At 70.9% G+C, this 13283-nt stretch carries 12 protein-coding genes; 6 read left to right on the forward strand and 6 right to left on the reverse strand.

Features of this window, described 5'->3' with window-relative positions; translation table 11 throughout:
- Nucleotides 1-13: 13 nt before the first annotated feature.
- On the reverse strand, nt 14-2284 hold the full coding sequence (katG, locus tag ACERZO_RS20040) for a catalase/peroxidase HPI (protein ID WP_372666218.1): 2271 nt from the start codon (nt 2282-2284) through the stop codon (nt 14-16).
- Nucleotides 2285-2307: 23 nt separating this feature from the next.
- Nucleotides 2308-2733, reverse strand: a complete 426-nt coding sequence (locus ACERZO_RS20045) for a Fur family transcriptional regulator (RefSeq protein ID WP_372666219.1) — start codon at nt 2731-2733, stop codon at nt 2308-2310.
- A 276-nt stretch (nt 2734-3009) separates the two neighbouring features.
- On the opposite strand from ACERZO_RS20045, the gene ACERZO_RS20050 reads away from it, so the two are divergent.
- The 3 genes from ACERZO_RS20050 (at nt 3010) to ACERZO_RS20060 (ending at nt 5226) form a co-directional block, all read left to right on the forward strand.
- Nucleotides 3010-3480 (forward strand): hypothetical protein, encoded by a 471-nt coding sequence (locus ACERZO_RS20050; protein ID WP_372666220.1) that lies wholly within the window; start codon nt 3010-3012, stop codon nt 3478-3480.
- Nucleotides 3481-3494: 14 nt separating this feature from the next.
- Nucleotides 3495-4112 carry a hypothetical protein gene (locus tag ACERZO_RS20055; protein WP_372666221.1) on the forward strand — a complete coding sequence of 206 codons (618 nt, stop codon included), beginning with the start codon at nt 3495-3497 and terminating at the stop codon, nt 4110-4112.
- A gap of 91 nt (nt 4113-4203) precedes the next feature.
- Nucleotides 4204-5226, forward strand: a complete 1023-nt coding sequence (locus ACERZO_RS20060; protein WP_372666222.1) for an LLM class flavin-dependent oxidoreductase — start codon at nt 4204-4206, stop codon at nt 5224-5226.
- A gap of 43 nt (nt 5227-5269) precedes the next feature.
- Here the strand turns inward: ACERZO_RS20060 and ACERZO_RS20065 are convergent, their stop codons facing one another.
- Nucleotides 5270-6031 carry a polysaccharide lyase family 7 protein gene (locus tag ACERZO_RS20065; protein ID WP_372666223.1) on the reverse strand — a complete coding sequence of 254 codons (762 nt, stop codon included), beginning with the start codon at nt 6029-6031 and terminating at the stop codon, nt 5270-5272.
- 248 nt (nt 6032-6279) lie between these two features.
- Here ACERZO_RS20065 and ACERZO_RS20070 point away from each other — a divergent pair, with 248 nt between their 5' ends.
- Both ACERZO_RS20070 and bglX read left to right on the forward strand, forming a co-directional pair.
- Complete coding sequence (locus ACERZO_RS20070) at nt 6280-7071, forward strand: S1 family peptidase (RefSeq protein WP_372666224.1); 792 nt, start codon at nt 6280-6282, stop codon at nt 7069-7071.
- 175 nt (nt 7072-7246) lie between these two features.
- A complete protein-coding gene (bglX, locus tag ACERZO_RS20075; protein WP_372666225.1) occupies nt 7247-9511 on the forward strand; it encodes a beta-glucosidase BglX in 2265 nt (754 codons plus the stop codon).
- A gap of 65 nt (nt 9512-9576) precedes the next feature.
- Here the strand turns inward: bglX and ACERZO_RS20080 are convergent, their stop codons facing one another.
- On the reverse strand, nt 9577-10194 hold the full coding sequence (locus tag ACERZO_RS20080; protein ID WP_372666226.1) for a class I SAM-dependent methyltransferase: 618 nt from the start codon (nt 10192-10194) through the stop codon (nt 9577-9579).
- A gap of 37 nt (nt 10195-10231) precedes the next feature.
- On the opposite strand from ACERZO_RS20080, the gene ACERZO_RS20085 reads away from it, so the two are divergent.
- A complete protein-coding gene (locus tag ACERZO_RS20085; protein ID WP_372666227.1) occupies nt 10232-10660 on the forward strand; it encodes a MerR family transcriptional regulator in 429 nt (142 codons plus the stop codon).
- On the opposite strand, the gene mftD is transcribed toward ACERZO_RS20085, so the two are convergent.
- Both mftD and mftF read right to left on the reverse strand, forming a co-directional pair.
- Entirely contained in the window at nt 10652-11842 is a 1191-nt protein-coding gene (gene mftD / locus ACERZO_RS20090; protein WP_372666228.1) for a pre-mycofactocin synthase MftD, read from the reverse strand. The genes ACERZO_RS20085 and mftD overlap by 9 nt on opposite strands.
- A complete protein-coding gene (gene mftF / locus ACERZO_RS20095) occupies nt 11839-13260 on the reverse strand; it encodes a mycofactocin biosynthesis glycosyltransferase MftF (RefSeq protein WP_372666229.1) in 1422 nt (473 codons plus the stop codon). The genes mftD and mftF overlap by 4 nt, the downstream gene beginning before the upstream one ends.
- Between the last annotated feature and the right edge of the window lie 23 nt (nt 13261-13283).

Raw genomic sequence — 13283 nt, forward strand, 5'->3', positions numbered from 1 at the left:
CACCAAAACAGGATCAGACCAGGTCGAACCGGTCCAGCTCCATGACCTTCGTCCACGCCGCCACGAAGTCGGACACGAACTTCTCGCGCGCGTCGTCGCTTGCGTAGACCTCCGCCAACGCCCGCAGCTGGGAGTTGGCGCCGAAGACCAGGTCGACCGCCGTGGCCGTCCACTTGAGCTTCTCCGTCGTCACGTCGAGGATCTCGTACACGTTCTCCTCGGACTCCGACGCCTTCCACTTCGTGCCCGGGGCGAGCAGGTTGGCGAAGAAGTCGTTCGTCAGCACGCCCGGCTGGTCCGTCAGGAGGCCGTGCTGGGTCGTGTTCGCGCCGAGTGCGCGCAGGCCGCCCACCAGCACCGTCATCTCCGGGGCCGTCAGGTTCAGCATGTACGCGCGGTCGACCAGGAGCGTCTCCGGCTGGAGCTTCTCGCCCGCCCGCAGGTAGTTGCGGAACCCGTCGGCGCGTGGCTCGAGCACCTTGAACGAGTCGACGTCCGTCTGCTCCTGCGAGGCGTCCGTGCGGCCCGGGTGGAACGGCACCGTGGTCTCGACGCCGGCGTCGCGCGCCGCCTTCTCGACCGCCGCCGAGCCCGCCAGCACGATCAGGTCGGCCAGCGAAATCTGCGCCCCGCCCGCCTCGTTGAACTCGCGCTGGATGTCTTCCAGCTTCGACAGCACCGTCGCGAGCTGCTCCGGCTGGTTGACCTCCCAGTTGCGCTGCGGCTCCAGGCGGATCCGGGCGCCGTTCGCGCCACCGCGCTTGTCGGTGGAGCGGAAGCTCGCGGCCGACGCCCACGCGGTCGAAACCAGCTGGGACACCGAAAGACCGGACTCCAGCACCTTCGCCTTGAGCGCGGTGATGTCGGCGTCCCCGACGAGCTCGCCCTCGACGGCCGGCACCGGGTCCTGCCACAGCTGCGGCTCGGCCACCCACGGGCCCAGGAAGCGGCTGACCGGGCCCATGTCGCGGTGCAGCAGCTTGTACCAGGCCTTGGCGAACGCCAGCGCGAACTCGTCCGGGTTCTCCAGGAAGCGGCGCGAGATCGGGCCGTACACCGGGTCGAAGCGCAGCGACAGGTCCGTCGTCAGCATCGTCGGCTTGTGCTTCTTGTTCGGGTCGAACGGGTCCGGGATGATCTCCGGCGCGTCCTTGGCGACGTATTGCTTGCCGCCACCGGGGCTCGTCGTGAGCTCCCACTCGTAGCCGAAGAGGATCTCGAAGAAGCGGTTGCTCCACTCGGTCGGCTTGTCGGTCCAGGTCACCTCGAGGCCACTGGTGATCTGGTCCGGGCCCTTGCCGCTGCCGAGCGTGTTCAGCCAGCCGAGGCCCTGGGCCTCCAGCGGGGCGCCCTCCGGCTCCGGGCCCACGTGGTCGTCGGCCACGCCGGCGCCGTGGGTCTTGCCGAAGGTGTGACCACCGGCGATGAGGGCGACGGTCTCCTCGTCGTTCATCGCCATCCGGGCGAAGGTCTCGCGGATGAAGTGGGCCGCCGCCTCGAAGTCCGCGCTGCCGCGGGGACCCTCGGGGTTGACGTAGATGAGGCCCATCTCGGTCGCGCCGAGCTCGGGCACCATCTCGGTGTCGCTCGCGTAGCGCTCGTCGCCCAGCCAGTCGTCCTCGGGGCCCCAGAAGATCTCCTCGGGCTCCCAGGTGTCGACGCGGCCGAAGCCGAAGCCGAAGGTCTTGAAGCCCATCGACTCCAGGGCCACGTTGCCGGCCAGCACGAGCAGGTCGGCCCACGAGATCTTCTGGCCGTACTTCTGCTTGACCGGCCACAGCAGACGGCGCGCCTTGTCGAGGTTGGCGTTGTCCGGCCAGCTGTTCAGCGGCGCGAAGCGCTGCCCGCCGTCACCGGCGCCGCCGCGGCCGTCGTGGATGCGGTAGGTGCCCGCCGCGTGCCAGCTCATCCGGATCATCAGGCCGCCGTAGTGGCCGAAGTCCGCCGGCCACCAGTCCTGCGAGGTGGTCAGCACCTCGGTGATGTCCCGCTTGAGCGCCTCGACGTCGAGCTTCGCGAACTCCTTGGCGTAGGCGAAGTTCTCGCCCAGCGGGTTGCTCTTCGACGAGTGCGCGTGCAGCACGGTCAGGTCGAGCTGGTTGGGCCACCAGTCCTTGATGGTGCGCGGACGGCCACCCGTCTTCGGCTGCGGCGAGTCGATCGCCGGGTTCTCGCTCTCGCTGCCGTGCGAGGTCACCGAGTCGTGCGCGACCGGGCAGCCGGCCGCCGCCTTCCGGTCCACACCCTGTGCGCTCGAAGGGGTGTTGTCCTGGGTGTTGCTCATCTACTTCCTTCCGGAGCTGGCAATCATTGGGAAGCTCGGGTGGCCGCGCACGCGGGGCAGGTGCCCCAGTACACGACCTCCGCCTGGTCGATCACGAAACCGTGGTCGTCCGAGGCGGTCAGGCACGGGGTGTGGCCGACGGCGCAGTCGACGTCCTCGATCGCGCCGCAGGTGCGGCACACGACGTGGTGGTGGTTGTCCCCGATCCGCGACTCGTACCGGGCGGTCGCGCCCGCGGGTTGGATGCGCCGCACCAGGCCGGTGTCGGTGAGCGCCCGCAGGACGTCGTAGATCGTCTGGTGCGACACCGTCGGGTGCTCGGCCCGCACCAGCTCGATCACCGTCTCGGTGTCCACGTGCGGGTGGTCCCGCAACGCGGTGAGCACGGCCAGCCTCGGCCGCGTCACCCGCAACGAGACCGACCGCAGCTGCGCCTCGAAGTCGGTCATCACGAGGGCCACCCTAGGGGCCTTCTCTGGAATGAGTCAAGTTACGACGGGAGGAATTTTCATGATCGTGTCACCGAGGGTGACGAGATCGACGTCTGCTGTCACCGGGACGGCGTACTGTACCGCGGGCCCGGGTGGTCCGCACGGCGGCTCCGGGGCCCGCGAGGGAATGAGGCAGACCCCGATGCCCCGATGGGCAACACGCGCGCATATCCGCCGGGACCGTCGTACTTTCGGGAGGGAAGATCTTTTCGATTCCCTGGAAAGGGGAAAACAATGGCGCGCAATTGGACCAGAACAGCCATCACGACGGCGGCCGCGGCGGCGAGCGTGAGCCTTCTCGGCGCCGTTCCGGCGGTGGCCGCGACGACGACGCGGCACTGCGTCCTGAACTCCGAAACCGGAGTGCAGAAATGCAGCACCGGCACCGCACGCGCGGCGCTGGAGACGCAGGAAGCCGGCCAGGTCGTCCAGGGCACGTTCTTCGACGGCCCCGACTACACCGGGAACTCGCTGACCATCACCGGACCCGAACTGTGCAAGAAGGACGGCTGGGTCAACTGGCAGTTCGACCTCGGCGACGACTGGAAGAACAAGATCTCGTCCGTGCAGCCGTGGGGCGACTGCTGGATCTGGCTCTACCCGGAGCCGAACCTCGGCGGCGACCGGGACGGCCCGTTCAAGGAGAACACCGGCAACGTCGGGTCCTTCATGAACGACCGCACGCAGTCCATCGGGTTCAGCTGAGCGAAGGAGTGACCATGACCAGCAAGCGAAACGCGTGGACCGCGGCGGGCCTCGGCCTGCTGACCGCGGCCGGGCTCGTGCTGACGGCGCCCGGTGCGTCGGCGGACGGCGGCCCGACCGCCCGGGAACTGCTCGACAAGTGCGACAACGGCACCGACTCGTGCGTCTTCCACCCGGCCGGTCCGCCGGAAGAGCACACCGGGGCCGGCCACCAGGTCGGCGAAGCGGCCTACAACTGCACCGGTGATCTGCAGCGCAGCACGGTGAACTGGTCGGACACGACGGGGGAGTCGAACAGCTTCGGCGTTTCCCTTTCGGCCGAATACGGGTTCTCGGAAGTGTTCAAGGTGTCGATCGAAACGTCCTACCAGCACACGTGGGAGTCTTCGCACACCGAAGGGCAGGCTACCAACGTCGACGTCCGGCCCGGCGAAAAGGGCTGGGTCGAACGCGCGCCGAAGATGCAGAAGGTGCACGGCACCTACGAAATGCATTTCCCGGACCGGTTCTACGACCACTACATCTGGTACCAGGACTTCGACGCGGACGGTCCCGTGCCCGGCTCGACCGGGGACATCACGCAGCACACCGCGCCGATGACCGACCAGGAGAAGGCCGAGCACTGCGGCTGAGCGCCCCGGCCGCCGCCGCGCTCGGGGTGCGGCGGCGGTCGGCCCGCTCACAGCGGGGAATCAAACGCGGCCGCCGGACGCTGAACCGGAGGTGAAAAAGATCGGCTTCCTCTCGTTCGGCCACTGGTCGCCGAGCCCGCACTCCGAGACGCGGTCCGCCGCCGACTTCCTGCACCAGTCGATCGACCTGGCGGTCGCGGCCGAGGAGCTCGGCGTCGACGGCGCGTACTTCCGCGTGCACCACTTCGCGCGGCAGGCGGCGAGCCCGTTCCCGCTGCTTTCGGCGATCGGCGCGCGCACGTCGAAGATCGAGATCGGCACCGGCGTGATCGACATGCGCTACGAGAACCCGCTGTACATGGTCGAGGACGCGGGCGCGGCCGACCTGATCTCCGGGGGCAGGCTGCAGCTCGGCATCAGCCGGGGATCCCCCGAGCAGGTGATCGAGGGCTGGCGCTACTTCGGGTACGCCCCGGCCGACGGCGAGACCGACGCCGACATGGCCCGGCAGCACACCGAGGTCTTCCTCAAGCTGCTCGACGGCGAGGGCTTCGCGCAGCCGAACCCGCGGCCGATGTTCGCCAACCCGCCCGGGCTGCTGCGGCTCGAACCGCACTCCGAGGGCCTGCGCGACCGGATCTGGTGGGGGTCGAGTTCGAACGCGACGAGCGTCTGGGCCGCCAAGCTGGGCATGAACCTGCAGAGCTCCACGCTCAAGGACGACGAGACGGGCGAGCCGCTGCACGTCCAGCAGCGCAAGCAGATCGAGGCCTACCGCGAGGCGTGGAAGGAAGCCGGCCACGAGCGCGAGCCGCGCGTGTCGGTCAGCCGGAGCATCTTCGCGCTGACCAACGACACGGACCGGGCGTACTTCGGCCGCGACCGGAACTCGCGCGACCAGGTCGGCATGATCGACGAGAACACCCGGGCGATCTTCGGCCGGTCGTACGCCGCCGAACCCGACGAGCTGGTGCGGGAGCTCAAGGAGGACGAGGCGATCCAGGCCGCGGACACCCTGCTGCTGACCATCCCGAACCAGCTGGGCGTCGACTACAACGCGCACGTGCTGGAGAGCATCCTGACCCACGTGGCCCCGGAGCTCGGCTGGCGCTGACGGCGAACCGGTCCGGTGGTGGCGGCCACCGGGCCGGACCGCGTCAGCCGTGCGAGACGGTCAGGCCGTAGAACGCGACCCGCGCGCCCTTGGTCGTGCTGTCCGAAGAGGACTGGTTGTACGAACCCGCCTTGAAGTACTGCTTGTACGCCTTGAACGACGACGGGATCGAGTAGTGCGTCGTGCTGCCGTTGACCGTCAGGTCGATGGTGTTCCCGCCGGAGATGCCGATCGTGTAGGTCCAGGTCTTGCCGATCGACACATGCCCCACCGTGTGCGGCGTCTGGCCGCCGTCGGGGGAGTTCTCGGTGCCGAGGACGATGTCGCCGCTGGCACGGTAGTACAGCTCCAGCAACGGTTTCGTCGACGAGCCGCCCGTGCCGAGGTGGACCTGGCCCACGCAGACGTTCGACGTCACCGACACCACGCGCAGGGTCGCGCTCAGCTTGTGCGACCCGCTCAGCGACCAGTTCGCCGCCGACCCGTCGCGGTTCATCTCGCGCAGCTCGGACCGCGCGTAGTTCGAGTTCGGCGTGGTGACGCCCTTTTCCGGCGCCCAGAACGTCATCGCGCCGTCGCGGGTGTCGGTGTAGAAGTAGCTGTCCTGGAAGCCGTTCGGGCCCTTCAGCCGGGACGAGGAGATGGTGGTCGGCGAGCCGGGGGAGCCGACCGGCTCCTGCAGCTGCCAGATCCCCAGGTCGAAGTTGCCGCCCGGGGCCACGGTCGGGTCGGCCGCTCGCGCGGGCGACGCGGTGGCGACCAGGGCCGGCACCGCCAGCAGGACGAGCAGGGAACGCAAGCGCATCGAGGTGTCCCTTCACGATGTAAATGGTCTGGACAACCCGGCGGCGTGGGAAAACGGTAAGGCCGTGTTGGCGTCATGTCAAGGATTGACCCGTGGGCTACCGCGCCCCGTGATTCTCCGCCACTCAAGTCGGACAAAAACCAACCATCGTCGTCAATGCGTCAGGAAGCGACTTTCGTAGCTAACCTCGGCCGCGGCCCGTCTGGTCTGCTCCCGGGTACCACTCAGGTCCCCGAAGGGAGATGTTCATGCAGGTAGACGGACGTTCCGTGGTCCGGCGGGCCGCGACGGCCCTCGCCGTGGCCGCCGCTGTCGTCGTGGTCGCCGCCCCCGGTGCGTCGGCCGGTGACCCGCGGATCGTGGGCGGTACGCCGACCACGATCGAGGAGTTCCCGGCCACCGTGATCTTCAACGTCAACGGCGCGCAGCACTGCGCCGGCACCCTGGTCGCGAAGAACAAGGTGCTGACCGCCGCGCACTGCACCGACGGCGTCGAAGCGGCGCAGATGGAGATCATCGGCGGCCAGACGAAGTTCAGCGACACTTCAGGCACGAAGGCGGGCGTGAGCGACGTCTGGCAGAACCCGGACTTCGACATGAGCGGGATGCAGCACGACAACGCCGTGCTGACGCTCGACAAGGACCTGCCGTACGAGCCGGCGACGCTGGTGCAGTCGGCCGACGACGCGGCCTACCAGGCCGGCAAGGACGTCACGGTGGTCGGCTGGGGCACGACGTCCGAGGGCGGCGCCGTCTCCGACACGCTGCTCAAGGTGTCGGTGCCGGTGGTGGACAACGACACCTGCGCCGAGAAGTACAGCACCGGCGGGGCGAAGTACGACAAGGCCTCGATGTTCTGCGCGGGCGTGCCCGAAGGCGGCAAGGACTCCTGCCAGGGCGACTCGGGCGGCCCGGCCTACGTCGACGGCAAGCTCGCCGGGATCGTCTCGTGGGGCGAAGGCTGTGCCCGCAAGGACTTCCCGGGTGTGTACACCAACGTCGGCAACGACTACCCGGTGATCAGCTCGCACCTGGGCTGAGCCGGACCGGGCGGTGGTGGCTCGGCCGTCCACCGCCGCCCGGCCCCCTGCCGAGTCATCGCGGGTCGGCGAGAAAGCGCTTGCGACGGCGGACCCCGAGCGAAAACCAACCGGTCGGCGGCGTCGATCGTGCTTATGCTGGCGGCCTTCGTCCTCTCGCGAAAGGGTCCCCGCCATGGAACAACCCGAGAGCCACGCAGCCACCGCGACCGCCGACGGCGTCAACCGGCGCAGCCTGCTCGCCGGCGTCGGCGGTCTGCTCGCCGCCGGGGGAGTCGCGTCGGCGCTCGCCCCGCCCGCCGCCGCGGACCCCGCCGCCCGGCCCGAACGGAACCCGCGGGTCGAGGACCTGCTCGGGAGGATGACCCTCGCCGAGAAGCTCGGGCAGCTGCAGCTGGTCGGCACCGAAGACCTCGCGCGGGCCGCGCTCGCCACCGGGCAGCTCGGCGGGGTGTTCTCCGTCGTGGGCGCCGCGAAGCTCAACGCGCTGCAGAAGATCGCCGTCGAACGGACCCGGCTGCGGATCCCGCTCATCTTCGGCCTGGACGTGATCCACGGCTACACCACGAACTTCCCGATTCCGCTGGCCCAGGGCGCGAGCTTCGACCCCGGCGTGCCGGCCGCCGACGCGACGGTGTCGGCGAAGGAGGCCCGGCGCAGCGGCATCCACTGGACGTACGCGCCGATGATGGACGTCACCCACGAGCCGCGCTGGGGGCGCATCGCCGAAGGGTCCGGCGAAGACCCCTACCTGGCTTCCCGGATGGCCGTGGCGAAGGTCCGCGGCTACCAGGGTGACGACTACTCCTCGCCCGACCGCCTTGCCGCGTGCGCCAAGCACTTCGTCGCCTACGGCGGCGCGGAAGGCGGCCGCGACTACAACACCGTCGACGTCTCGCTCCAGCGGCTGCACAACCTCTACCTGCCGCCGTTCAAGGCGAGCGTCGAGGCCGGTGTGGCGACCGTGATGGCCAGCTTCAACACCATCAGCGGGGTTCCCGCGCACGGCAACGGCTACGTCCTGCACGACGTCCTCAAGGGCGCCTACGGGTTCCGCGGCTTCGTCGTCAGCGACTACACCGGCATCGAAGAGCTGATCAACCACGGCCTCGCGGGCGACGGCGCGGACGCCGCGGCGGCCGCGCTGCCGGCCGGCGTCGACATGGAAATGGTCAGCACCAACTACGTCACCCACGGCCAGCAGCTGCTGGCCCAGCGCCGGATCACCCGCGACCAGCTCGACGACGCCGTCCGCCGGATCCTGCTGGTCAAGGTCAAGCTGGGGCTGTTCGAACGGCCGTACGCCGACGAAGCCGGCGAGGTGAAAGCGCCTTCGCCGGCCGGGCTGGCCGCGTCGCGGCAGGCCGCCGGACGCTGCATGGTGCTGCTCAAGAACGACGGGCCGGTGCTGCCGCTGGCGAAGTCCGTGGGGTCGGTGGCCGTCGTCGGCCCGCTCGGCGCGGCGACCTACGACCTCAACGGCACCTGGGCCGGCCTGGGGACCGGCGCGGGCACGACCCCGCCGGTGACCGTGGTGGACGGGATCAAGGCCGCGGCGCCGGGCGCGACCGTCACCTACACCGCCGGCTGCCCGGTCGACGGGACCGACACCAGCGGATTCGCCGCCGCGCAGCAGGCCGCCCGGGCCGCGGCCGTCACCGTCGTCGTGGTCGGCGAAACCGCCGCGATGAGCGGTGAAGCGGCGGCGCGCAGCACCATCGACCTGCCCGGCGTGCAGCAGCAGCTCGTCGCCGCGATCAAGGAGACCGGCAAGCCGTTCGTCGTGGTGCTGGTCAACGGCCGGCCGTTGACGATCCCGTACCTGCACGACAACGCGCCGGCGATCCTCGAGGCGTGGGCGCCGGGTGTCCAGGGCGGCCACGCGGTCGCGGACGTCCTGTTCGGCACGGTCAACCCGGGCGGCAAGCTGCCGGTCAGCTTCCCGCGCGCGGTCGGGCAGATCCCGATCTACTACAACCACGAGAACACCGGCCGCCCGGCCGATCCGGACAACAAGTACACGTCGAAGTACCTCGACCTGGAGACCGGTCCGCTCTACGAGTTCGGCTTCGGCCTGTCGTACACGACGTTCCGGGTCGACGGCCTGCGCCTGTCGAGCACCCGGATGTCCCTTCGCGGTGGCCGCGTCCAGGTGACCGCGACCGTCACCAACACCGGGTCCCGCGCGGGCGACGAGGTCGTCCAGCTCTACCTGCGCGACCCGGTCGCGAGCATCGTGCAGCCGGTCCGGCGGCTGCGTGGCTTCGAGCGGGTGACCCTGGCCGCGGGCGCGTCGCGGACGGTCTCGTTCACGCTCACCCCGGACGACGTCGGCTTCTACGACAACGCCGCGAAGTTCCGGGTCGAGCCGGGCAAGATCGAGGTCTACGTCGGCACCAGCTCGGCGGCGACGCTCACGGCGAGCTTCACCGTGGGGTGACCGCCAGTCCCGCGCGCTTCACCGTTTCGGTGATCGGCGCCGTCTCGACCGCGCCCGGCGCCTGGTCAGTGCGGGTTGACGCCGAGGACGCACGCGACCGGCGGGTCGAGGTCGAGCGTCTCGACCCGCAGTTCGACGAACCCCGCCTCGGTGAGCAGGTCCTGCAGCTCGCGGGCGGCCCGGGCCGTGGTGCCCCGGTCGGCGCCGGGACACCGGGGCTGGGACGCGAGCGCGATGCGCCCGCCCGGCCGCAACCGGCCGCGCAGCTCGCGAAGCCGTTCCGGTGGATCGGGCCAGAAGCCCGCGTTGTTGACGGCGAGGACGGCGTCGAGCGGTTCGCCGAACGCCGGCAGCCGGTCCACCGAGGCGTGCACCAGCTCGATCCGGTCGGCCACGGCCCGGTTGCGCCGGCCCGCCCGTTCCACCATGACCGCGGAGTGGTCGACGCCGTAGACGCGGCCCCGGGTCGCGCGGGCGGCCAGCTCGCCGAGCGCGATCCCGGGGCCGAAGCCGACTTCGAGCACGCGCTCGTCCGGCTGGACGTCCAGGAGGGAGACCACCCAGACGTTGCGCCGCCGATTGGAGCCGCGGTGGGCCATCACCCACCCGGCCACCCGCCCGCCGAGCCCGCGCGGGTGGTGGAACTGCCCGATCATCCGCTGCTTGAGAGTTGCCTTGGCCATGCCGCGAGTCAACGGCTTCAAGTACGCTCGAAGTCAAATGCCCGAGGAGCAGCTGACGATCGGCGAGCTGGCCCGCCGCACCGGCGTGGCCACTTCGGCGCTGCGCTACTGGGAGGACCAGGGCGTGCTCACCGCGCCCGAGCGAGTCGCCGGCCGGCGGCGCTATCCGCTGTCGGCCGTCGCGCAGGTGGGAGAAATCCTGATCCTGCGCGACGTCGGGTTCACCGTCCGCGAACTCAAGACGCTGATCGCCCTGCGCACGTCGGCCGCACCGGCCTGGCGCGAACTGCAGCAGCGCAAGCTCGCCGAGCTGGACGCCCGGATCGCCCGCGCCCAGGCCGCCCGCACGGCGATCGCGCACGGCCTGGACTGCCCGCACGAGGACGTCCACGACTGCCCGAACTTCCGCCGCGGCGTCGCCGCCCGCCTGGCCGGGGCGACGCTGGAAGAAGCCCACTCACACTGAGCTCGTGGTCCCGGCGCCCAGAGCGCGGGGGAACGTCTCCGGGATCCGGACGTCGTCGCGGGTCAGGTCGTGGACGCTGCGATGACCGAGGGCCAGCAGCGTCGAGTCGATGCCGCCCCGCAGTACGTCGAGGACGTTTTCCACGCCGGCTTGGCCGTTCGCCGCCAGGCCCCACAGGTACGCGCGGCCGATGAGGACCGCCGTGGCGCCGAGGGCGAGCGCTTTCACGACGTCGCTGCCGCGCCGGATGCCGCCGTCCAGCAGGACTTCCACCTGGTCGCCGACGGCGTCGGCGATCGCCTGGAGCGCCCGGATCGTCGCGGGGGTGCCGTCGAGGTTGTTGCCGCCGTGGTTGGACACGGAGATCGCGCTGACGCCGGCGTCGACCGCGCGCCGGGCCTCGTCGACGCGGATGACGCCCTTGAGCAGGAACGGCCCGTCCCACTGCGACCGCAGCCAGGCCACGTCGTCCCACGACGGCGGGGGTGTCTGCATCCACTGGCCGTACGCGCCGAAGAACGTGGGGACCGGCGTGCCGGGTTCGGCCATGTTCGGGACGCTGAGGTCGGGCAGCCGGCGGGTTTTCGCGTAGTCGAGCAGCCACCGCGGGCGGGTCAGGCCTTCGGGCGCGAACCGCAGCAGCTCGCGGAAGGTGAGCTTTTCGGGGATGTGCGGGCTGCCCCAGTCGCGGCTGTGGGAGAAGGACCAGTCGAGCGTGAGGATGAGCCCGGCGGCGCCGGCGCGGCGGGCGCGGTCGAGCCGGCCCAGGATGGCGTCGCGGCTGCCGGTCCAGTAGACCTGGAAGAACGTGTTCGGGTTGGCGGCGACGACGTCCTCGATCGGCTTGCCGGCAAAGGAACTGAGGCCCATCGCGGTGCCGCGGGCGGCCGCCGCGCGGGCGACGGCGACCTCGCCGTCGGGGTGCACCGCCTGCACGCCGGTGGGGGAGATGACGACCGGCAGTGCGATCTCACGGCCGAGGACGGTGGTGGCGAGCGCGCGTTCGCCGGACTGCCCGGCGGTGCGCGGTGCGAAGGTCAGCTCGTCGAAGGCGTCGAGGTTGTCCTTGAGCGTAAGCCCTTTCTCGGAACCGGCGATCAGTGCCGAGTAGACGGACGGCGGCAGGCGCTTCTTCGCGCGCCGCTGGGCTTCGGCGATCGATTCGAACCAGGCGTTGCTCATGCGGGGCCTCGCTTTTCCTTGCTGTCGACGCGCAACGGGCGCCAGGCGATCTCGGGCAGCACCGGCGCGGCGGTCCGGTGGAGCAGGCAGCCGGCCCAGACGCCGGCGCCGTAGGCGATGTCGTCGGCGAGGGCGCCCGCGGTGTAGCGGACGGGGTCCAGGTCGGGCCGGCGCTTCGCCCACGCGGTCAGCGGCGGACCGAGCAGCAGCGACGCCACGGCGGCGCGTCGTCCCCACCCGCGGGGGACCAGCAGCGCGGCGAGGACGGGCGCGGCGAACTGCGTCCCGTAGCGGCCGGCGCCGAGCCAGGTCTGGTGGACGGCGGTCCCCATCGCGCGGACCACGCCTTCGGTCGGAATGTCGTTGTCCCGGAGCGTTTTGAGCATGCTCAGGACGGCGCCGCCGAAGCCGCCGGCGGCGAGCAGCGGCCGCCGGGCGAGCAGCGCGCCGACGGTCAAGGCCGGCCACGGGTGCAGCACGAGCGGCGCGAGGTACCCGGGGTGGCGCCGGGCGAGCGGAGCGGCGGACGTGCCGTACCGCGCGCGTCGGCCGAGGAGTTCGCGCCAGGTCTCGGGTTCGTGGTGTCCGATGTGGACGTCCGGGGCGTACCGGATCCGGTGGCCGGCGGCGTGGAGCCGCCAGACGAGGTCGACGTCCTCGCCGACGCGGAGTCCGGGATCGAAGCCGCCGATCTCGTGGAGAGCGGCCGTCCGGGCCACCAGCGCGGCGGTGGGGACGTAGGAGGTTCGTGACCGGGGAGCAACGCGCGCGGGCCGATCACCGAGGTCGAGACTCCCGGCGGCTTTCGTGTACCGGCCGGCGGTGGTGTCCTTCGCTCGTGCGGTGACGCGGGGTGCGATCGCGGCGAGGAGGGGGTCGGCGAAGTGGGCGGCGAGATGGGTCGCCCAGTCGCCGGGGGCGGTGCAGTCACTGTCCACAAAGGCCACCAGTTCGGTGTCGATGTGGTGCAGGGCGGTGTTTCGGGCGGCTCCTGGACCGCCGTTTTCGTCACGGCGGAGGAGTTTGGCTCCGTGCGCGGCGGCTACCTTGGCGATTGCTTGGGGGTCTTCGGAGCCGTCGTCGACGACGAGGGTGGGGTGGCTGTGGTCCAGCGACGCCAGGCAGCGAGCGAGCGGGCCGGGCCGATCGAGAACCGGGACGACGAAGGTGAGGTCGGGGGGTTGAGAGGGGGCGGGCGGGACGGGGTGGGCGAAGCCGGCGTCGGTCAGCCGCCGCGCGAGGGCGCCTCCGGCGGGGGACGTGACGGGACCTTCGGCGAGTTCTTGCCACGCCCTGCGCCCGGCGGCGGTCAGGCGGAGGACGCGGGCTGGCGAGCCGCCGAACCAGAGGTCTTCGCGGAGCTGTTCGGTGTCCGGGTCGGGGACGACGCGGAAGCCGGTGGGGAGGGGAGTGGTCATCGGGCCGGCCCTCGGTTCAGGAA

This window comes from Amycolatopsis kentuckyensis (genome assembly GCF_041679295.1).
In the GTDB taxonomy this organism is placed as follows: Bacteria; Actinomycetota; Actinomycetes; order Mycobacteriales; family Pseudonocardiaceae; genus Amycolatopsis; species Amycolatopsis kentuckyensis_A.

What these genes read in the sequence shown, in the direction of transcription:
- katG (WP_372666218.1), bottom strand. Translation starts at nt 2,284, where the DNA reads ATGAGCAACACCCAGGACAACACCCCTTCGAGCGCACAGGGTGTGGAC.
- ACERZO_RS20045 (WP_372666219.1), bottom strand. Translation starts at nt 2,733, where the DNA reads ATGACCGACTTCGAGGCGCAGCTGCGGTCGGTCTCGTTGCGGGTGACG.
- ACERZO_RS20050 (WP_372666220.1), top strand. Translation starts at nt 3,010, where the DNA reads ATGGCGCGCAATTGGACCAGAACAGCCATCACGACGGCGGCCGCGGCG.
- ACERZO_RS20055 (WP_372666221.1), top strand. Translation starts at nt 3,495, where the DNA reads ATGACCAGCAAGCGAAACGCGTGGACCGCGGCGGGCCTCGGCCTGCTG.
- ACERZO_RS20065 (WP_372666223.1), bottom strand. Translation starts at nt 6,031, where the DNA reads ATGCGCTTGCGTTCCCTGCTCGTCCTGCTGGCGGTGCCGGCCCTGGTC.
- ACERZO_RS20070 (WP_372666224.1), top strand. Translation starts at nt 6,280, where the DNA reads ATGCAGGTAGACGGACGTTCCGTGGTCCGGCGGGCCGCGACGGCCCTC.
- bglX (WP_372666225.1), top strand. Translation starts at nt 7,247, where the DNA reads ATGGAACAACCCGAGAGCCACGCAGCCACCGCGACCGCCGACGGCGTC.
- ACERZO_RS20080 (WP_372666226.1), bottom strand. Translation starts at nt 10,194, where the DNA reads ATGGCCAAGGCAACTCTCAAGCAGCGGATGATCGGGCAGTTCCACCAC.
- ACERZO_RS20085 (WP_372666227.1), top strand. Translation starts at nt 10,232, where the DNA reads ATGCCCGAGGAGCAGCTGACGATCGGCGAGCTGGCCCGCCGCACCGGC.
- mftD (WP_372666228.1), bottom strand. Translation starts at nt 11,842, where the DNA reads ATGAGCAACGCCTGGTTCGAATCGATCGCCGAAGCCCAGCGGCGCGCG.
- mftF (WP_372666229.1), bottom strand. Translation starts at nt 13,260, where the DNA reads ATGACCACTCCCCTCCCCACCGGCTTCCGCGTCGTCCCCGACCCGGAC.